General features: G+C 53.0%; 12 protein-coding genes. 11 read left to right on the top strand and 1 reads right to left on the bottom strand.

Going from position 1 to position 21,320, the window contains the following annotated elements; all coding sequences use genetic code 11:
- Positions 1-191: 191 nt before the first annotated feature.
- From FHS19_RS05570 to FHS19_RS05590, 5 genes are all read left to right on the top strand, one after another.
- Positions 192-6,437, top strand: coding sequence for an S-layer homology domain-containing protein (locus FHS19_RS05570; RefSeq protein ID WP_183579756.1), 6,246 nt, complete (start codon positions 192-194; stop codon positions 6,435-6,437).
- Between the two features lie 376 nt (positions 6,438-6,813).
- Entirely contained in the window at positions 6,814-8,532 is a 1,719-nt protein-coding gene (locus tag FHS19_RS05575; protein WP_183579758.1) for a TerB N-terminal domain-containing protein, read from the top strand.
- A 5-nt stretch (positions 8,533-8,537) separates the two neighbouring features.
- Positions 8,538-9,857, top strand: coding sequence for an ATP-binding protein (locus tag FHS19_RS05580; protein ID WP_183581461.1), 1,320 nt, complete (start codon positions 8,538-8,540; stop codon positions 9,855-9,857).
- Positions 9,854-12,055 (top strand): DEAD/DEAH box helicase, encoded by a 2,202-nt coding sequence (locus tag FHS19_RS05585; protein WP_183579761.1) that lies wholly within the window; start codon positions 9,854-9,856, stop codon positions 12,053-12,055. The genes FHS19_RS05580 and FHS19_RS05585 overlap by 4 nt, the downstream gene beginning before the upstream one ends.
- Before the next feature lie 23 nt (positions 12,056-12,078).
- Positions 12,079-13,464 carry a hypothetical protein gene (locus FHS19_RS05590; protein WP_312887149.1) on the top strand — a complete coding sequence of 462 codons (1,386 nt, stop codon included), beginning with the start codon at positions 12,079-12,081 and terminating at the stop codon, positions 13,462-13,464.
- Between the two features lie 225 nt (positions 13,465-13,689).
- On the opposite strand, the gene FHS19_RS05595 is transcribed toward FHS19_RS05590, so the two are convergent.
- Entirely contained in the window at positions 13,690-14,235 is a 546-nt protein-coding gene (locus tag FHS19_RS05595; protein ID WP_183579763.1) for a TetR/AcrR family transcriptional regulator, read from the bottom strand.
- Positions 14,236-14,404: 169 nt separating this feature from the next.
- Between FHS19_RS05595 and FHS19_RS05600 the strand changes: the two genes are divergently transcribed.
- From FHS19_RS05600 to FHS19_RS05625, 6 genes are all read left to right on the top strand, one after another.
- Positions 14,405-15,322, top strand: coding sequence for an alpha/beta hydrolase (locus FHS19_RS05600; RefSeq protein WP_183579766.1), 918 nt, complete (start codon positions 14,405-14,407; stop codon positions 15,320-15,322).
- A 163-nt stretch (positions 15,323-15,485) separates the two neighbouring features.
- Positions 15,486-16,502, top strand: a complete 1,017-nt coding sequence (locus FHS19_RS05605) for an NAD-dependent epimerase/dehydratase family protein (protein ID WP_183579770.1) — start codon at positions 15,486-15,488, stop codon at positions 16,500-16,502.
- 1 nt (position 16,503) lies between these two features.
- Entirely contained in the window at positions 16,504-17,592 is a 1,089-nt protein-coding gene (locus FHS19_RS05610) for a dihydrodipicolinate synthase family protein (protein ID WP_183579773.1), read from the top strand.
- A 263-nt stretch (positions 17,593-17,855) separates the two neighbouring features.
- Positions 17,856-19,478 (top strand): extracellular solute-binding protein, encoded by a 1,623-nt coding sequence (locus FHS19_RS05615; RefSeq protein WP_183579776.1) that lies wholly within the window; start codon positions 17,856-17,858, stop codon positions 19,476-19,478.
- Between the two features lie 22 nt (positions 19,479-19,500).
- Positions 19,501-20,430: an ABC transporter permease gene (locus tag FHS19_RS05620; RefSeq protein ID WP_183579779.1), complete on the top strand. Its 930-nt coding sequence runs from the start codon at positions 19,501-19,503 to the stop codon at positions 20,428-20,430.
- Positions 20,424-21,287 (top strand): carbohydrate ABC transporter permease, encoded by an 864-nt coding sequence (locus tag FHS19_RS05625; protein WP_183579782.1) that lies wholly within the window; start codon positions 20,424-20,426, stop codon positions 21,285-21,287. Before FHS19_RS05620 ends, FHS19_RS05625 begins: the two co-directional genes overlap by 7 nt.
- Positions 21,288-21,320: the final 33 nt, after the last annotated feature.

A 21,320-nucleotide genomic window follows, 5' to 3' on the forward strand; every position in this document is an offset into this window, starting at 1 on the left:
AGGACTGCCGGCTTTTGCCGCAGTCCTTTTTTTTGCTGAGTCAAGTTTTTACTTTACCGGGCTGAAAATTTAATGAGGTTAACGATCCCTTTACATTCCAATGACATGCCGTAAATAAAACCTCTCTACACTGAAGTATGCAGCCATCAGGATGCAGACAACATTTCAGGAGTGAAGGAGAGACTTACCCATTGAAGAGGACAAGTAAGCTGCAGCGCAGCGTGTCCGCTGTTATGCTTGGCAGTATGCTGATCAGCGCGGCGGCACCCGTCAGCTATGCGGACGGCCTGAGCGATCAGACGGCGCCTTTCATGACGGCGGAGCCGGTGAACGATCCCGCCGCCCCCGCAGCAGGTAACAGCACGAACACGGAGACCCCGCAGGAGGGGCAGGAGACGCAAAATACGCTGCAGATCGATCATCAGGCACCTGCTGAAGTTTCGGCCGATCAGGATTTCACAGTGAGTGCCGTCATAACAGGAACAGCCGCAGCCTCTTGGTCAGGTGTCGTGAAGTATGTGGTGGACGGGAACACCGAAGCATCGGTACCGTTGGTACGGGCCGAAGGCAAGCAGGATACATACAATGCAATCATTCCAGCAGAGGCGTTAAAGGGCACTATTCTGAATTATTCGATAACGCTGCTGGACGAACAGTCCAAGGTGCTGCAGACAATCGCTTATAACACGCCTATCAAGGGAAGCGAAACAGGCGCAAGCACCGGGCAGGATGCGGTGCCGAATATTTCCACAGCCGATTTACCGCTTCTGATTACCGAGTTGGTTCCGGATACCGACAACGTAAATGGGGCTGATGCTTACGAATATGTCGAAGTTTATAACAACACGGATCAGGCCATCAATTTCAAGGACTATTCATTCTTCTACAATAATACAAACACTTGGAAGCCGGTCACGGATGGGGATATGATCATTCCTGCACACAGCCCGGCCGTATTCTGGATTATGAACGGCAAGAACGATGCCGAAACCCAGGAAAGCTTTAATGCAAATTTCGAAACGAGCCTGTTGGAGGGACAGAACCTGTTCCGGATCAACGGCGGCGGTGGCATGGCCAATAGTGACGCTAGAACGCTGTCCATTAAGGACAGTACTGGAAATATCATCATGACGGCTTCATACGAAGCCCAGCATGTCAAGACGAATCAGGGCATTCTGTTTCAGCATCCGGCGGCAGGCAGCGTGCAAATGGCGGTGATGGCTGCTTCCGGACAAACCCCGGCGACACCGGGAACGGTTGATCCTGCACAGATCATTCCAGTTGAAGTACCTGAAGGAAGCGAGACGGTTATCACCCATACGCCGCCAACTTCTGTTGACGTGCAGGACCTCGAGATTCAGGCCCATGTCGAGAATCCGGGCAAGAACAGCGACGGTACTCCGGCCCCTGTGCAGCTGCTTTACAAAACGCCTGGCCAAACGAGATATACGGTGATCCCGATGACTGACGCTCAAGGTACGGGCGACTATAAGGCGACCATTCCGGCCGCGGCGCTGGTTGAGTCCCAAATCGATTACCGCATTGCAGCCAACGAGACGGAGAAAGCATACTCCGCCAAGGTGAACCTGCCCGAATTTGACCCGGCTAAGGCACCTCCGCTGCTGGTCACAGAGCTAGTTCCGAATACCACGAACGTGACCGGGACGTCGACCGACGCATATGAAGCGATTGAAGTGTATAACAATACCGACCAGCCGGTTTCTTTTAATAACTATAAGCTGTATTACCGCTACCCGGATAAAGGGACGGCCGGTGATGTCGTATGGCCATCGACGAAGGAAGACTTTGTTATCCCATCCAAGGGAACGGTTGTTTTCTGGATCAAAAACAGCGCCAACCAGTCTTATACGGCGCAACAATTCAACGACTTCTACAAAACGAATCTGGTGGAAAACGATAATCTGTTTATGATTCAAAGCGACGGGATGTCCAATTCCGGACGCCGCGCCATCGTTATTAAGACCAATACCGGCAAGGAGATTTCGGCGGCTTATTATGACGCGGATACCTTGTACGAAAACGGCACGAAAGGCGACGAAACCAAGGAAAACATGGGGCTGCATTATGCATTCCCGCAGAACGGCAGCACGACCATGATCAAGGCAAGCACCGGAACCCAAGCGGCATCCCCGGGATCGGTAGCGGCCTCTCAAGTCCCAAGCGAGCCGGTCCATCAGGAAGAGGACAACAATGCTCCGACGATCGAAGACGTCACCAAGGTACGGGAAATCGATCAATCCAAGAGCCTGGAGCTGATCGCTGATGCCCAGGATGACAAGGAAGTCCGGTCCGTTCAGGTATACGTTCGCTCCGACAAGCAGAGCGACTATACATTGCATAACCTGTCTGAGGATTTCAACGATACGATGTACCACTACAAGCTGTCCTCCGCCGAGTTGATCGGCCGAAAATACATCGAATATTATTTCGTCGCGTCAGACGGCGTAAACGAAACGAAATCCGACGTTGTCAAAGTAGACGTTACGGGCGGACCCGATTCTTCTCCGCTGCGGCTGAACGTGAAGGATCAACAGGTCATAAAAGGGACAAGCACCATTAAAGGTACGGCCGAATCCCTCGGATCAGGCAGCCTGCAGCTGAGCATTGACGGCAAACCGATTGCGGATGACAGCACGTTCACCCAGCTGGAGCATGACGCTTACTTTGTTTTCGATGCGGTCAATGTCGATTATTACTTCAAAAATGCAGTGACGATGGGACCGGCAGAGCTCGGAGACCAATCGATCCTGTATACGTTCCTGGATCCGATCACAACATATACGACGCTCTCATTCCCGATCAGCGCCGACCGCCTCCAGGCGGGTAACGACAACGTTATCTATGTTCGCGCCGGTTCCAAAACGGGGCCGTTCGACGACCGCCCGGAAGAGAACAAGGACGATTTCGAGATCAAGAACGTAAGACTTGTGCTCGCGGACGGAACTGAAATCTGGGACCCGGCCTATGCCGTTAAGGATCAAGTGATCAAAATGGGGGATTCCGCCGGGAAAAACGAGTCCGTAGGGTTCAAGTTTAACCTGACTGCCCACCAGCTGAAGTCCAAGGCTTACGCCTGGAACACGCTCGAAGCGAAAGACGGCCCACACGAAATCAAAGTGACGGACGGAACGGATGAATTTAAGTCAAGCGTCATTGTGGACAACACGCCACCGGAGATCAAACCGTCTATCGAAGACGGCAAGGAATATCGCGGGGAGTTTACGCTGGATGCCGAAATTAAGGATGCCTTCGCCGGGGTGGACAAGGTCGATGTGAAGCTGGACGATCAGAGTGTCAAGCTTCCGTATCAAACTTCGTCCGGATCGCTGACGGGCGGCATGCATACGCTGACCATTCATGCGGTGGACACCGCGGGCAATGAAAGCACGAAGACTGTGAAATTCACAGTTCCGGACGAGAATCCGCTGGCTCCGGAGCTGGTCAGCCCGCAGCAAGGGCAGACGAACGTGGGAAGCAGCGCCAATCTGACGGTGAAGGTGCAGGACCCCAGTCAGGACATGATGAACGTACTTTTTTACAAAGGGTATAAATACGACGGTAACCGGACGGAGGACTTTACCGGTTACTTGAATGCTTCGGTGACCGAGCCTCCGAAGGAAATGGCTTCTGCCGGCGAAACGCAGATGAATCCGGGAGACTACGCCAAAATCAGTGCGGAAGACGGCAAATATTTAATGAATGAGTCGGTGGACAAGTTCCCTTATCAACGATTCCAAGTGAAGCTTGACCCATCCGTGAAAGCGGCGGATCGCGTGGACATCCACTGGAAAGGAAAATCGCTTGAAGGCCGCAAGGTCAGCCTGTATGCCTGGAGTCCTGCGCAGAGCCAATGGATCCAGCTCGACCATGTGATCGCGGGAACCGAAGACTTTGAGCTGAACGCGACCGTCCAGGCGGGAGATTATGCATCCGGCCAAGCGATCGACGTCATGGTGCAGGACGAAATCGCCGCGGCGGCAGATGGTGCGGCCGCAGGCACCAAGCCTTCGCCAGAGCAGGAAGATCCTTATGACTTCTCGTTTGTCTGGATGTCCGACACGCAATATTATTCGCAAAGCTATCCGAAGATTTATCAGGATATCGTCAACTGGATCGTTGCCCAAAAGGAAAAGATGAATATTCAATACGTCATTCACACGGGCGACGTCGTCGACAAATCCTATGAAGAGTATCAGTGGGTCGAAGCCGACAAGGACATGAAGGTGCTGGAGAATGCCGGCATTCCTTACGGCGTCCTGGCTGGTAACCACGACGTGGGTCATCAGGACAACGATTATACGAAGTTCAAGGAGTATTTCGGGGAGGACCGGTTTAAAAACAACTCGACGTTTGCCGGCTCTTATGACAACAACCGCGGTCATTACGATCTGGTGTCCTCGAACGGAAATGACTTTATCATCGTCTACATGGGTTGGGGCCTCGGGGACGACGAAATTGAATGGATGAACGAAGTGGTTTCCAAGTATCCGGAGCGCAAAGCGATCCTGTGCCTGCATGAGTACATGCTCGTATCGAATAACCGAGCGCCGATTGCGGACCAAATTTTCGAAAAAGTCGTGAAGCCGAACAAGAATGTCATCGCTGCACTGTCCGGGCATTATCACGACGCGGAGCTGAAGGTGGATGAGCTCGACGACAACGGCGACGGCGTGCCTGACCGCAGCGTGTATCAAATGCTTGCCGATTACCAGGGAGCGCCAGAAGGCGGGCTGGGTTACATTCGTCTTATGCAGTTCGATATGAAAAACAACAAGCTTCATATCAAAACGTATTCGCCATATTTGAACGATTATAACTATTATGATCCGCAGGAAAATCCGAACAAGGACGAGTTTGACCTGGATCTGGATCTTCAGCCGAAAAAGAAACAGGTTGCAACGGATTACATCAGCGTCAAAGTATATACCGATAGCGAAATCGGCAGCAGCCGCGATGTGGCCAGCGGGTCTCAGGCATCTGTCGTATGGAACGGATTGCCTGCGAACAGCTACCAGCAGTGGTACGTGAAGGCGGAAGACGCGCACAGCGGCAGTACGCTCTCCGATATTTGGGACTTTTACACCGGGAAAAACAATTCCGGCAACCCCGGAGGCGGTAACGGAGGAAATAACGGTGGAAACAACGGAGGCGGCAGCGGAGGCAACGGTGGCGGAAATGGCGGCGGAACAACCCCATCACAACCGGGCAATGGAAACGCCACTTCCTCTGAAACGCCTTCTGCTCCGGGAACGGGCGGCAATAAGGGAACCGTGGTGCTGAAGCCGGGCACGAACGGAAGCTATCAGGCCGATGCGAAAGTATTGGACCAAGCGATGACCGAAAGCACGAATGGCAAAATTGTCATCACGCTCGACGGAGCGAATGGTCAAGGGCAACAGGCGGCTTCCTTGTCCCTGCCTGCAGCCAGCGTGGCCAAAGCCAAACAAAACGGTCTGTCTCTGATCGTTACCGGGCCGGACATGACGGTTACGGTGCCAGCGGCATCATGGCCGGGCTCACTGACCGATGCGCAGCAATTGGTTCTGCGTATGGATGCGACAATGAACAGTACAGCCACCCAGGCTGTTAGAGATGCCATCGGCACAAATTCCGAATATAGTCTCGCCGGACCGGTGTACACACTGAGTTTGGTTAAGGTCAATGGTCAGGCCGAATCCGAGATCCAGAATCTGGGTGGACCCGTTACGGTCGAGGGTAAACTCACCACGGAGCAGCAGCAAAACCTGGATACCGACTACGCTGGGGTTTATGAACTGGGCAGCGGCCAGCCTAAATACCTTGGCGTGCACTTCAGCGGCAGCTCGTTCAGCTTAACCGCAGATCATCTTGCTCCGTTCGCTGTGCTGGAGTATCATAAACAATTTGCGGATGTGAACGGCTCCTGGGCGGACGAATACATCGGCAAGCTGGCGGCCAAACATCTGGTCAACGGACTCGACGATAACCAGTACGGGCCTAAGCTGAACGTCAGCCGTGCGGATTTCCTCACGCTGGCTATGCGCATCATGGGAACAGCCTCGCAAGCTACGGGAAGTTCGGCCTTCACGGATGTTCCGGCGGACAGCTATTACGCCGGCGCGGTGGCTGAGGCCGCAAAACTCGGGCTCATCCAAGGAAGCGGCGGCACGTTCAGACCGCTGGATCCGATCAGCCGTGAGGAAGCCGCATCCATTATGGCTAAGCTGGCGAAAGCGATGAACTGGAGCGGCGAATCGGCTGCATCGAGCAGCTTCGTCGATATGCAGGACGTATCCGGATGGGCTAAGCAGGCTGTTACGGAAGCCGGTCAGCTCGGACTGATGAACGGTAAAGGCAGCGACATGTTCGATCCGCAGGGTCAAGTCACCCGCGCAGAAACAGCGAAGATGATGTACACGCTCATCGCGCAAAAATAGTATCTTCGAATGAGACGGAAGGCGGCGGTTAAGCCTTCCTGTCTGCCGCAAGCCGGCGCCAGAACTTTTGGCGCCGGCTTGCGTGCGTTTCGATTCGGGCCTTGAAAATGGCGAACGTGCGTTCTATAATCAACACATAAACGAAAAATCCTGATGGACCCCCTAAGTCGCGAGACAGAGGTGCGTGAGACGGTTACGTTAGTGATTAAGCAACACAAGCCATTTATTTTCACTAGAAATAGTTGTTAAATGCTTGTAATTCAGTTTCGATTTCCATAAAGTTTCGGAGCTGCCATGATATAATAATTTTGATTTGCAAATCTGGTTAGGCTGGTTCGCATTTTGTTTAGAAATCACCGGTTAGGGATGGATGTACGTGAAAAATAACGAAAGAGGACCCATTGAATTTACGGAAATCGACCTGGGCGGAGATGCCGGCGAAGGAATGCGCATTCCCGCCCGGGACCCCGCTGCCTCCACTCCGTCAAAATCCATAACGTTCAGTATGGAGAGCCGGGAGCAGGCCTTCGCCGAGGAAGCGCTTGGGAGAGCGGATGAAGTTGGCGATCCGGCCCCATTTGTTCCTTTTATGAGCTATTGGGCGACTTACCAGCAGATGACCGAGGCTCAGCGGAATTGGTATTTTTACTGGAGGAGCGAAGTGCGGCAGGGTCGTTATCATCCTACGGATCTGTCCTATGTCTTCATATACGTTTATGAGCTGATTCATCAAGTCGGCTGGTCCGATCCCAGGGAAGGATACAGGCTGCTGGATGAGATTTGGACGGCTTACCGGGACAAGTTCCCCAGGCTGGATCATTATTTAAAGGAATGGACCGCCGATTTTGTGCTTATTCACGAGCTTGATATTCCGTTGATTCACATTACGCAAAGGGCGGGCAGCTTGCTGTCCCATGAGCTGATGGATTTGGAGCTCGTGCGTTTGTTCCAAGAAAAACCGCTGCAGATTCCGATGGAATTGCTGCTAATCTTAAGCGACTACGATGTCCAAGACAGCAGGTTTTATCTGGAAGCGGGCCAGGAGGATCTGGATGATCATGTTCCACGAATTGTATCGCTGGCTGCCGGGTATTTGCGCGAAAAGGAAAACGATCAATGGAAGGAATTATTTGCGCCGGACATACCGCCAAAAACGACCGAACGGTATTTGTTCCACAGAGCAGTGTACGATGCCCGTTTGTATGGTCGTTTACTTCCGGTCACCACCACTCCGATCCGAAATCATGCTCCACTGCGGAACTGGGTGACGCAACTCATCCGGTACACGGAAAATAAGCTGCGGGAACACCGCGGATTCAAGGGGCGTCTAAGAGGTGTAGAAATCGCCCCCTCAATCGAGCGTCTTGTGGAGCTTTATTTGAAGCGGGAGCTGAACGGCCGGAAGGAGGAGAGACCGGCCATTGTGATCGATTCGGACAAGCTTGCTTCTCTGCAAAAGGACACCGAATATGTCCGCAGCATGCTCACTGTTGAAGAACCGGGCACGCCAGGGGAGAATGACGAGGATGCAGCTGGCTCAGCAAATCAGTCGAGCGACGTCTATTCGGATCCGTCTGGTCACGGGACGGCCACCGTCCCGATCGCTCGTCTTCACTCAGATGAGGCGAGGGAACCTGCAGGCGATACGGAGACGGCTCCCCGATTTGAGTCAGGATCTGACCAAGTTACGGATGCAGCTGCAGGCACCAATCAAGAACAGGTAGACTTACCTGAAACGGATCACAAGCCGGAACTCGCAGCAGCAGAACAACAGGCAGGGTTGGACTCGGTGTCATTGGATTCCGCCGTAGCCACAAATGTCATTTCGGCAGCTTGGGACACCTCCGGTCTGGATGAGGAATGGACCCGCTTTGCTGAGATGCTGGCACCATACCAGCTGGAGGCGCTGCGGGCATTGGCAGGATCTTCTCCGGATGCAGACTTGATCCAGGTGGCTGACCGTTACGGGACGATGCCCGGTTTGATCATTGATGAAATCAATGACTTGGCCATGGAGACGATCGGCGACCTGGTGGTTGACGGGGACCGAATCGCTGAGGAATATATGGATTGCTTGGAGAACTTGAAAGGATGAACCGAATGAATGAAGTGAAAATACCCAAAAGGCTGACCACCGCGCTCGTGAATTCACTGACGGCGGGGGTCGTGCCCCGCGTAGGGCTGGAGCATGTCGCCGTGGGACGCCGGGCCGAAGTGGACGCCATTTTAAGGGATATGGACAATATCGCCGAAGGGGGAGCAGGCTTTAAATTTATTACCGGCCGTTACGGGAGCGGAAAAAGCTTCCTGCTCCAGACCTTCCGTAACTATGCAATGGACCGCGACTTTGTCGTGGCGGATGCCGATTTGTCTCCGGAACGGCGGCTGGTTGGCACGAAAGGCCAGGGATTGGCCACGTACCGCGAGCTGATGACCCATTTGTCTACCCGCACACGGCCTGACGGGGGAGCCTTGGAAGCCATTCTGCAGAAGTGGATCGCCGGCTTGCAGCAGTCCGCGATGCAGGAGAAGGGACTCCGTCCGAATGACGCCGGACTCAATGAAGAGGTGGAGCAGCGGATTTTCACGGTGACTTCGCAGATGCAGAGCCTGGTACACGGGTTTGATTTTGCCAAGGTACTGTCGGTCTACTGGAACGGTTATAAGCTGGGCGACGACGACCGCAAACAGGCGGCTCTGCGCTGGCTTCGCGGTGAAATCCCGACGAAGACGGAAGCGCGGCGGGAGCTCGAGGTCGGCGTGATCATCGATGACGACAATTGGTACGATTACATGAAGCTGTGGGCGGAGTTTACGGCAAAGATCGGATATAAAGGGCTGCTGCTGTTTATCGACGAAGCGGTCAATTTGTACAAAATTACGAACAGCGTTTCCCGGCAGAGCAACTATGAGAAGCTGCTGACGATGTTTAATGATACGATGCAGGGGAAAGCCGAACACCTCGGCATCTTTATCGGGGGAACGCCGCAGTTCGTGGAGGATGAGCGCAGGGGACTCTTCAGCTACGAAGCGCTGCGCTCCCGCCTGATCGAAGGCCGGTATGCGGGAAGCGGCTTCGCGAATTACTCGGGACCAATCATTAAGCTGGAGATGCTGTCGAGCGAAGAAATTTTTATCCTGCTGGAAAAGCTGACGCGAATTCATGCCATGCATTATGGATATGAGCCTGCAGTAGGCAGCGGAGAAATCATTACGTTTATGGAAAATGCAGCCGGGCGGCTCGGGGCGGATCAGCTGCTGACCCCGCGCGAAGTGATCCGCGATTATATGGATCTGCTTCACACCCTGCATCAGAATCCGGGAATTACCTTTGAGCAGCTGGTCGGGGAGCGCAGCGTGAAGCCGGCGGATGCCGATCCTGACGAAGTTAGCGACTTTTTGGCGGAGTTCGAGCTATGAGCGGTAACCCGTTTTATAAGCTGGCTCCCTTCATTCAGGAGTATATTTACAAAAAAAGGTGGGAGACGCTTCGGCCGGCTCAGGTCGAAGCGCTCAACATCTGCTTCGACACGCGGAATCATCTGCTGATCGCGGCGGGGACGGCTTCCGGAAAGACGGAAGCCGCCTTCTTTCCGGCCATGTCCGAACTGCACGAGCGGCCGGCGAAGTCCGTCGGAATATTGTACATTGGGCCGCTCAAAGCGCTCATTAACGACCAGTTTGAACGGATGAAGGACCTGCTGATTGAATCGCGGATTCCGGTATGGCACTGGCACGGCGACGTATCCCAGGCGGAAAAAACAAAGCTGATGCGAAATCCTTCGGGCATTCTGCAAATTACCCCCGAGTCGCTGGAAGGGCTGCTGATGAACCGGCCGAATGCGATCCCGGCCCTATTTCAAGATCTCCGATATATCATTATTGATGAGGTGCATGCGTTTATGGGCGCAGATCGGGGCATTCAGGTGCTGAGCCAGATCACCAGGTTGGAGCGGATGGCAGGCTGCCATCCTAGACGGGTCGGCTTGTCCGCCACTTTGAGCGACTACGATTCCGCGACCGCCTGGCTCGGTGCGGGAAGCCCCGAGCCTGTATCCGTGGTCACCTCGCCGGGCGGCCGCAAGCTGCGGCTTCGGGTCGACCATTTCTCGTTTCCCGATGCGCGGGATGAGGAGCAGGCAGAGCAGCTGCAAAACGCTCGTAAAGCATACTACGAGTATATTTACGAGACGACGCATCTGAAGAAGGCGCTGATTTTTACGAACAGCCGGTCCGATGCCGAGCTGACGACGCTGGAAATGCGCAGGGTCGCGGCCAGACGCAACCAGCCGGACGTATTTTATGTGCATCACGGCAGCATCTCGGCCATGCTGCGGGAGGAAGCCGAAAGCGCCCTGAAGATCGGGCCGGGACCGGCCGTGGCGGCGGCAACGCTGACGCTGGAGCTGGGTATCGACCTGGGGGAACTGGAGCGGGTGGTGCAGCTTGGCGCGCCGTACAGCGCATCGAGCTTCGTTCAGCGGCTTGGCCGGTCCGGACGCAGGGGCGATTCCGCTTCCGAAATGCTGTTTGTCGTGCAGGAGGAAGAAGACGAGGAAGCGCCGTTACCTGCGAGAATGCCCTGGACCCTGCTCCGGGCGATCGCGGTGATTGAACTCTACGTGCGCTATAAATGGGTGGAGCCTCATGACATCCGGCGGATGCCTGTCGGGACGCTCTACCATCAGACGATGAGCATGCTGAAGAGCATAGGGGAATCCGAACCCGCCGAACTGGCGCGTGCGGTCCTTACGCTTCCTTCGTTCAAACATGTGACGCCCGACGAGTTCAAAGTTTTTCTCAGCTACCTGATCCAGACCGACCACATCCAGTGGACCGAGGAACAGACCCTCATCATCGGGCTGACGGGCGAGAAGATCGTGAACAATTACCGTTTTTATGCGGTATTTAAAGATGACGAGGACCATGTCGTGTACAACGGATCCGAGGAAATCGGCTCCATTACGACGGTTCCGCCGCCCGGTTATTGCTTCTCCCTGGCCGGGAAGCTGTGGAAAGTGGTCGAGGTGGACACCAAGCACAAGGCGGTCTATGTCAAGGCGGCCAAAGGCAAGGTGGACACGCTGTGGCTTGGTTCGGGCGGCGACATCCACACGAAAGTGATGCGGAAAATGAGAGAAGTGCTTGCCGATTCTGCGATTTATCCGTACTTGTCGCCACAGGCGGTGAATCGTTTGGAACGAGCCCGGCGACTGGCGAGAGAAAGCGGACTCCTCCGCGACATCGTCATTCCGGCCGGCGGCGATTCGCTTTTTGTGCTGCCGTGGGTCGGCAGCAAGCAGTTCCGCACGCTGGAACGGATGCTGAAGCACCACTTGGCAGGTCGGCTCTCTCTGAGATCCATCGTCCCTATGGAGCCTTACTACATGGTCGCGGCCGGCAACAGCGACGCCGGCACGCTGATCCGAGAGATCGCGGTGGAATGCGCCCGGTGCGGCGAAGAACAGCTCCTCGCTCCGGAAGAAGCCCCGTACCTTGGCAAGTACGATGAATTTGTGGCTCCGGATCTGGTTCGCCGTGCGTTTGTCGTCGACGGGCTGGACCTCAAGGGACTGAAAGAAGGAATATTGGGGGATCCGGCCGAGTTTTCATCCTAATGGATACGAACGGGGGACTTGGAGTGTCAGCAAACCAGGATAATCATTCTTTTCAACGTCTGCAGGCCGCTCAACAAATCCCGATTGGGGTCATCGGGCCCAAACGTTTGGTTGAACAGATCCTGCGCGTGATCGAGACGTTTCCTTCTTTTGAGGCGGTTCCCCGGGGATTTGAAGATGCGGCGGAGGCGGCAAAGCTGGCAGAAACGTTAACCGGTGAGACGGAAGTGCTGCTCCTGACCGACCCGTTGTCTCACAGGAAGGTCAAGGAAAACCCACGGGTAACCGTTCCAGCCCATTACGTACCGTTAACCGATGCGGGCCTCTATAAGGCGCTGTTTGCGGCGCATCAGCGCGGCCTGCTTAACCGGGGAATCTCTGTGGATACGCTCACCGAAACGATGGTGCGCAGAGCCTGCAGGGATTTAGGGATGACCGATGAGCGGTGGAACGTGTATGACGGTCCGGTATATGCGTCTCCGGATAAGCTGATCGCTTTCCATCAAGCCGAATTTGCGTCGGGCAGATGCTCCATCGTTTTTACAGGACAGCAGGCAGTGGCACGGCACTTGGAGGAAATGGGTATCCCTTCGGAGTGGCTGCTTCCTTCCGATCAAGATATCGTCGTCGCGCTCGAGCGGGCGCTTCTGTCGACGGAGACCCGGCGGAGCAAGGAGTCTCAAATCGTCGTCGGGATGATTAACGTCGACCATTTCGAACGCGTAGCCATGCAGCGGAGCAATGAACATGAGGTCCAGAAGCTGAAGCTGGACATCCACCGCATGGTACTCGACTATGTAGAATCGCTGGACGGATTTCTCGCCCACCAGGGCGGGGACGAATACCTTTTCTTTACGACACGGGGCATCTTCGAACGCGAAAGCGGCGGATACAAGACGATTCCGCTGGCCAAGGATGTGAATACGACGCACGGCATTTCGCTGAGCATCGGGATCGGCTTCGGCCGTTCGGCCAGCCTGGCCGGCACTCATGCCCGAACTGCGATGCGGAAGGCGAAGGAAGCAGGTGGGAATGCCTGTTTTATCGTCAGGGAAGACGAGACGCTGATCGGACCGCTCGAGATGGCCGATCCGGTACGGGAGGTGCTGTCTTTCACCGATGCGGAGCTGATGAAGCATGCGGAGGATGCCGGCATGACCAGCGCATATTTGAGCCGGCTGCTGCACAACCGGGCTAAAACCGGTCAAACCGATTATAAAGTCCATGAGCTGGCGTCACTGCTCGGCATTACGGTGCGAAGCGCGCATCGCCTGCTGCTGCAGTGGATCGACCACAGCTTGGTGGAGATTGCCGGTATGGAGAAGGTGCCGCGCGGGCGGCCGCGGCAAATATTCAGGTTTACATGTTTAGACAAGGCTTCGTACGAAGCAGGAGACGTGCCTGATTGAATTTCTGGGTATTCGGATTTTGTGGTGGAACGAGCGAAAACCAACAACCAGTATTTCAAGAAAATGGTTATGAGAACAATCAGCTTCCTAAACGGGGAAGAAGATTGAATGCCTAACGAACACGAGAACTGAAAATGATGTTTACCTGCGGGGAATCTTTTAAAGAAGATTCTCCTTTTTGTTGGGGGTGCCTATGCAGCGTATTTGACGATATGAACGATCTTGTTAGCTTGTTAATTGCGTTTTATATAGCTGTACAACTTGCGTTGCTACAGCTTCAATATCACTATCTAATTCTTCTAATACATAGGATTCCAAAACTCCCATTGTTGCCGTTCCTAAAAACTTCAAAAAAATATGCTTATCAACAATCGGAAGCGAATCCTCATTAAGCTTTTTGTCTATCTCCGCCATAGTAAAAGACAATAGCTTTTTGCGAAATGTTGAGGCACCTTCACTTTTAAACAATGCTGCAAAAAATGATTTATGCTGCTCAAAATAAGAAAACCATAATATCGAACCTTCGATAAGCCCTTTGTCTTGTTTTTGATCACATATTTCTCGCAATTGTGCTATATGGTCGTCCACAATCTTGTCTAACAGATCATATTTATCAATATAATGCAGGTAGAATGTTTTTCGGCCAATGTCAGCTTTTTCCGTAAGTTTTTTAACCGTAATCTCATCAAACCCTTCCTGAAGTAACATTTGCAAAAAAGTCGATTGAATAGCTTGCCGAGACTTTAAAATTCTTCGATCTGTTTTAACCATGCAGCAGTCCTCCTTGATTATTGTACACAATGAAAACAACTTGTGTATTAACACGCATATTGCGCTATGTGGTCATTGAATCAGCGGATCCCTTATTTTAAAGTAAATATACACGAGGCGATTAATATGCACAAGTGTATATTAAATATGAATAAAGGTGGTTTTAACTGTGACAGTCACCAAAAGGAACGTGAAATTTCATGCACATGGGCTACAAATAGCCGCGATTTTAAATGTACCTGAGCTTGCTGAAGAAAAGAAACAAAATCCAGCTATAGTTTGCGTTCATCCGGGCAGCAGCTGTAAAGATCAAACGGCGGGCATTTATGCGGAGAAACTTGCTGAGCTAGGGTACGTAACGATTGTATTCGATGCATCCTATCAAGGAGAAAGCGATGGCGAGCCTCGTTATGCTGAATACCCGGCTTCACGTGCTGAGGATATCCGGTCTGCGGTTGATTACTTAACAACTCTGGATTATGTTGATGAAGATCGTATTGGCGTATTAGGTATTTGTGCAGGAGGCGGGTATGCTGTAAATGCTTCGATGACAGAACGCCGCATCAAAGCTGTAGGTGCAGTTTCCGTTGCGAATATAGGTCGAGGATATCGTGAAAACGATCCAATCAAAATGTTAGAGCAGGTTGCCCTGCAACGTACGGCTGAAGCACGTGGAGCCGAGCCACTAGTTATTCAATGGATTCCTAACAGTCATGCTGAAAGAGAAGAAGCGGGAATGACTGAACTGGATCTTGTACAAGCGGTTGATTACTATAGAACACCAAGAGGTCAGAGCCCTAACTCTCCAAACAAATTGAAATTCACCAGTGTAGATTCAATCATTGCCTTTGATGCTTTCCATTTGGCAGAAACTTTACTGACTCAACCTTTGCAAATCATTGTCGGTGGTGTACAAGGAGCGTTTGGATCATATAAGGATGGCCACGAGCTTTATAACCGGGCAGCTTCAGAGAAAAAAGATTTGTTCGTTATTGAAGGGGCAAGCCACTATGACCTGTACGACAGACCCGAGCCAGTGAATAAAGCCGTTGAAAAATTAGGAGCCTTCTATAAAGAAAATCTTTAACAAACAGCTATATATTCAGAACCTTAGCGGTACAGGAAATAAACCTGTACCGCTTTTTTTTACCAAAATCCCGCCAATTTAAGGACGATTAAAAGATTTGTCTTTATATAGCTCGAGTCTTTATGATGAAGTGGAAAACGATTGAATGGGAGGAAGATCAAGGATGAAAACTGTATCCGAATTGGAAGCACGGCTGGCCCAGCCGTCCGAAGCACTCATTGCCGACCTGATGTCTGTCGACGGGGATATTCTCGTGCTGGGCGTTGGTGGCAAAATGGGTCCGAGTCTGGCCAGACTGGCCGCGAATGCGATACGAATAGGGGGTATGAACAAGAAGGTCATCGGAGTATCGCGTTTCTCGAATGAAGAGACCCGCAAGGAGCTGGAGGATGCCGGGGTGACCACGATTTCGTGCGATTTGCTGAATGATCAGGAACTCCAACAGCTGCCCGACGTGCCGAACGTCATTTTTATGGCCGGACATAAATTCGGAACGACGGGAAGGGAGTATTTTACATGGGCGATGAACAGCTACTTGCCCGGCAAAGTCGCTGAGAAATACCGTGATTCCAGGATCGTCGTCTTTTCTTCCGGCAACGTGTACCCCTTTACCCCGGTCGCAAGCGGCGGAGCCAGCGAGCATACGCTGCCGGAACCGGTCGGTGAGTATGCACAATCCTGCCTCGGCAGGGAGCGGATCTTCGAGTATTTTTCGCATCAGAACGGTACGCCGATGGCGATCTTCCGGCTGAACTATGCGATCGACATGCGGTACGGCGTGCTGCTAGAGCTGGCGAAGTCCGTCAACGAAGGAAGGCCGGTCGATGTGACGATGGGCTATGCCAATGTCATTTGGCAGGGGGACGCGAACGAAATGGCGCTGCGCTGCCTGACCCAATGCACGAACCCGCCGCAGATCATCAACGTGACGGGACCGGAGACGATGTCGATCCGCTGGGCGGCGGAAGAGCTGGCGCGCCGTTTAGGCAAAGAAGTGGCATTTACCGGGACCGAAGCCGATACGGCGCTTCTCAGCAACGCATCGAAGTCCCATCAGATGTTCGGCTATCCGCGGGTATCCCTCCTGCAAATGATCGACTGGATCGCGGACTGGGTGCGGCAGGGCGGGACGACATGGAGCAAACCTACGCATTTTCAAGAAAGAAAGGGGAAGTTCTGATATGAAAAAGCCGAATCAATCGCTAACCGCAGAACAGATGGCAGCACTGCATGAAGGGCTGGTTATCCCAGCCCACCCGCTCGCACTGGATGAAAACCGGAAGCTGGATGAGCGGCATCAGCGGGCATTAACCCGCTATTATATGGCGTCAGGTGCTGGGGGAATCGCCGTGGGCGTTCATTCTACCCAGTTTGAAATCCGGGATGCCGGCGTGGATCTGTACGAGCCTGTCCTGCGGCTGGCGGCCGAGGAAGTCCAAAGCGCACAGCTGCAGCGCCCCTTCATTTTGGTGGCTGGAATATGCGGTCCGACTGGCCAGGCGCTATGGGAGGCGGAAACCGCGCGAAAGCTCGGCTATGATGCAGGTCTGCTCAGCATGGGAGGATTAGCGAATTGGAGCGAGGAAGAGCTGCTGCAGCGCACAAGGGAAGTGGCTCAAATGATACCCGTCATCGGTTTCTATCTCCAACCTTCCGTGGGCGGACGAATCTTCAGCTTCGACTTCTGGCGGGAATTCGCCGAAATTCCCAACGTCGTCGCCATCAAGATGGCGCCGTTCAACCGGTATCAAACCCTCGATGTGGCCCGGGCTGTCTGTTATTCCAGCCGCCGCGACGAAATCGCCCTGTACACGGGCAACGACGACAACATCATTATGGATCTTCTCACGACTTACCGGTTCCGGGTGGACGGTGAGCTCGTGGAGAAGAATGTTGTCGGAGGATTGCTCGGCCACTGGGCGGTTTGGACGCGAAGAGCGGTAGAGCTGTTGGAGGAGATCAAGCGGATGCGCAGCGGAGGCACCATTCCCGAAGAATGGCTGAGCCGGAACGTGGAAGTGACCGACGCCAACGCCGCGTTTTTCGATCCCGCCCACCAGTTCGCCGGGTGCATTCCGGGCATTCACGAAGTGCTGAGGAGGCAGGGGTTGATGCGAGGGATCTGGTGCCTGAATCCGGAAGAGACGCTTTCTCCTGGTCAGAATGAAGAAATCGACCGGATATATCGAGATTATCCCCATTTAAATGACGACGATTTTGTCCGCGAGCATCTGAACCTGTGGCTGGAAACGAAATCCAATCACGCGTAGAAAATGATAAAAACCTGACATCCCGAAAGTGGAGAATTTGATATATTTCTACCGGTTTAGCATTTTCCACACCGCTTAAAAGCTTGATATAGCAACGTTTTCAGCCATTTCGGCGTCCGTCAGCCGGCAAATTCCAAGCTTGAGGAAATCACGCTGTTTACCGCAAGTGGAAGCGTTTTTATGATGGGATTACCGGTGAATCACGAACACCGAAAATCGTCACACCCCAAAGATGAGCCCCAAAACTTGAAGGAGGAAAGAGTATGGCAAAGAAGTTGATCAGTATGGTTGCGGCAGTCACGATGCTCATCTTCGTACTCAGCGCTTGCAGCGGTGGAAGCAAAACTTCCAATGAAGGAGCTGCACCGGCAGCGGAACCTGCAACAACAGGAGGTGCCACAACCGGAAGCAGCACCGAGCAGTATGGCGATACGGGCGGATTAAAGCTGCCGCTGGTTGATAAGCCGACAACCATCAAATTTATGCTGTCGAGCAACTCGGCCAAAATCGGCGACGACAAGCTGATCGTCAAGGAGCTGGAGAAGCGGACGGGAATCAAGGTCGAGTTCCAAACCTATTCCCCGCAAACGTATCAGGACAAATTAAAGGTTGTGGTGGCTTCCGGCAAACTTCCGGACATTTTCATCGGACTAAAGCCGGCGGAGCTGAAAAAAATCGGCCAGCAAAAAGGCGTGGTTGCGATCAATGAATATGCCGACATGCTGCCGAACTTCTCCAAATTGTATTTGCAGGAAAACAACTGGGTCGTTAAATCGTTTGGCGACGAGAACGGCAACATTTACACATGGCCGATTTATGACCTCAACCGGGAAGTGAATCACGGCTTCCTGTACCGGAAAGATATTTTTGACAAGAACGGCATCAAGGAATGGACGAATACAGAAGAATTCTACCAGGCGCTGAAGAAGCTCAAGGAAATTTACCCGGATTCGTATCCGTACGCCTCCAAAGGTCTGGCCAACATCTTCAGAGATTGGTCCTTCGGCTGGGGGATCGGCAATGGCGACAACTACCCGGCGTATTATGACGAAAAGGACGGAACGTGGAAGTATGCGACGGTTCAGCCGGAGCACAAAGATATGCTTGATTTTATGAAAAAGCTGTACAACGAAGGGCTGATGGATCCCGAGTTCCTGACGGATACGCAGGATTCCTGGACGACGAAGATGACGACGGACAAATCGTTTGTCACCTGGGATTGGATCGGAAGACTCGACTTGTTCTACAACCAGGTGAAGGATAAGAATCCGGACTACGACTTAAGATACGCGAACCCGATCGGACCTACGGGACATGTCAAAACTTTGCCGAAAGTATCCGATTTCAGTGTTGCGGTCGCCAACAACAAGAACAAAGAAGCAGCCCTGAAATTGCTGGATTACCTGACCAGCCCTTCGGGTGGTGAGCTGATGACCGTCGGTGTGGAAGGCGTCAACTTCGAATGGGGACAGGACGGCCGTCCGGTGTATCCGGAGCTCAAGGATCTCCCGCTCGTGGACATCGGCGTGCTGGAAGACCGCTACGGCATGTGGCTGGAAGGGGCTTACCTCAGACCGGATAAGCGCAGCGTGTACTATAAGTTCTCCGAAAAAGAGCAGGAAGCCCAGGACAAAATTATGAAAGAGGACAAGAGGGAACCGATGGATCCGATCCTGAACTTCACCGATGACGAGATTTCCACGCTGGCGGAACTGCAAACATCGCTCCAGAAAGCGTCCGAGGAATTCAACGCCAAATACGTTCTGGATAAATCTTATGGCGACACGCAGTTCGAAAATTTCAAGAAGCAAATCGCCAAGCAGGGCCTGGACGACTTGATCAAGATTTATAACGATGCCCAAAAACGTTACGACGCGGCGAAATAAATCAATGAGGATTTGAAGACCTATGAAGAAACCGAACAAGGGACGTTTGACCGAAACGCTGAAGCATATCCGGCGGGACCGTGAACTGCTGCTGCTATTTATCCCGTGTATTCTCTTTTATATCATTTTCCGCTACGGTCCCCTGTACGGCTTGATTATCGCCTTTAAGGACTACAGCGTATTCTCCGGCGTGATGGGCAGCGATTGGGTCGGCCTGAAGCATTTTATCAAATTTTTCAGCAATCAGGACTTTTGGATGCTGTTCCGCAATACGCTGCTGCTTGGGTTTTACACGCTGATCTTCGGCTTTCCATTTCCGATTCTGCTGGCGATTCTGCTGAACGAGGTCCGGACCAAATGGTTCAAGAAATCAGTACAGACGCTCAGTTACCTGCCGGCGTTTTTGTCGGTCGTCATTATCAGCAGCATGATCATCGACTTCCTGTCGCCGACAAACGGATTGCTCAACCAGCTGCTGGCTGCGCTCGGCTTTGAGAAAAAGTACTTTCTCGTCGATCCCGGCTGGTTCCGTCCGATTTATGTGATCTCCGAAATCTGGGGCACGATCGGCTACGAGTCGATCATCTACCTCGCTGCGATTGCGGGAATCAATCCGACGCTGTATGAAGCGGCCCGTGTTGACGGCGCATCCCGGTTTCACATGATCCGGCACATTACGATTCCCGGGCTCATGCCGACAATGCTCATTATGTTCATTCTGAAAACAGGCTCGATGATCCGAATCGGTTACGAAAAGGTGCTGCTTTTGTACAATCCGATGACCTACAACGTGGCCGACGTATTCTCGACTTACGTGTACCGGAAAGGACTGCTCGAATCCAATTACAGCTATGCCGCCGCGGTCGGCATGTTTGAAGCGCTGGTGGCCATGACGATGCTCCTGGGCGCCAACGCGATCAGCCGGAAGATCGGAGGGAAAGGGCTATGGTAGGAGAACGCAAAATATCGATCTTCGGCATCATCAACGCCCTGATCCTCGCCTGCATCGCGATAGCTACGCTCTATCCGGTACTCTACATCACGGTCATTTCGTTCAGCGACACGGCTTCGGTCATTCAGGGCAAGGTGTTCCTGCTTCCAAAAGGCTTTAATCTCGATGCCTACAAAGAAGTGCTGAGCAACAACACGATCCCGAGAGCCTATCTGAATTCCATTTACTATACGGCACTGGGTACCTTCATCAACCTGCTGTTTACGGCGGTGGCTGCGTATCCGCTGTCCCAGCCCAACTTCTTCGGGCGGAGGGTGTTCATGCTGGCGATCATCGTCACGATGTTCCTGAATCCCGGCATTATTCCGACGTACATCGTCGTTCAGAAGCTGGGACTCACGGATACGGTCTGGTCGCTGGTGCTGCCGAACGCGATCTGGACGATGGAGCTGATCATTCTGAAGAGCTTCTATGAAAATATGTCGTCGCAGATCCGGGAGGCGGCGCTTATCGATGGCGCATCGGAGACGCGGATTCTGCTTCGCATCGTCATCCCGCTCTCCAAGCCGGCGCTGGCATCCATCGGCCTGTTCTTTTTCATGGGCCACTGGAACAGCTTTTTCCTTCCGCTCATCTATTTGAACGACAAGGAGATGTATCCGCTTCAGGTGGTCCTGCGCGACATGCTCATTTTCAACAGCGAAAATGATGCCGGACTTGTGGACCGTGCGGCCCTCGCGCCGCAGGCGGTCAAGAACGCCACGATCGTGCTGTCGATGATTCCGGTGCTGCTGATCTATCCTTTTGCCCAAAAGTATTTTGCCAAAGGGGTCATGTTAGGCTCCGAGAAGGGTTAAGCGGACGGATGTGGAATAGTTGTGATCATGAGA

The sequence above is a fragment of the Paenibacillus rhizosphaerae genome (assembly GCF_014192015.1).
In the GTDB taxonomy this organism is placed as follows: Bacteria; Bacillota; Bacilli; order Paenibacillales; family Paenibacillaceae; genus Paenibacillus_AQ; species Paenibacillus_AQ rhizosphaerae.

Excerpts from the sequence above, each read along its gene's own strand:
- FHS19_RS05580 (WP_183581461.1), top strand. The coding sequence starts at position 8,538 with ATGAATGAAGTGAAAATACCCAAAAGGCTGACCACCGCGCTCGTGAAT.
- FHS19_RS05585 (WP_183579761.1), top strand. The coding sequence starts at position 9,854 with ATGAGCGGTAACCCGTTTTATAAGCTGGCTCCCTTCATTCAGGAGTAT.
- FHS19_RS05615 (WP_183579776.1), top strand. The coding sequence starts at position 17,856 with ATGGCAAAGAAGTTGATCAGTATGGTTGCGGCAGTCACGATGCTCATC.
- FHS19_RS05605 (WP_183579770.1), top strand. The coding sequence starts at position 15,486 with ATGAAAACTGTATCCGAATTGGAAGCACGGCTGGCCCAGCCGTCCGAA.
- FHS19_RS05595 (WP_183579763.1), bottom strand. The coding sequence starts at position 14,235 with ATGGTTAAAACAGATCGAAGAATTTTAAAGTCTCGGCAAGCTATTCAA.
- FHS19_RS05610 (WP_183579773.1), top strand. The coding sequence starts at position 16,504 with ATGAAAAAGCCGAATCAATCGCTAACCGCAGAACAGATGGCAGCACTG.
- FHS19_RS05620 (WP_183579779.1), top strand. The coding sequence starts at position 19,501 with ATGAAGAAACCGAACAAGGGACGTTTGACCGAAACGCTGAAGCATATC.
- FHS19_RS05625 (WP_183579782.1), top strand. The coding sequence starts at position 20,424 with ATGGTAGGAGAACGCAAAATATCGATCTTCGGCATCATCAACGCCCTG.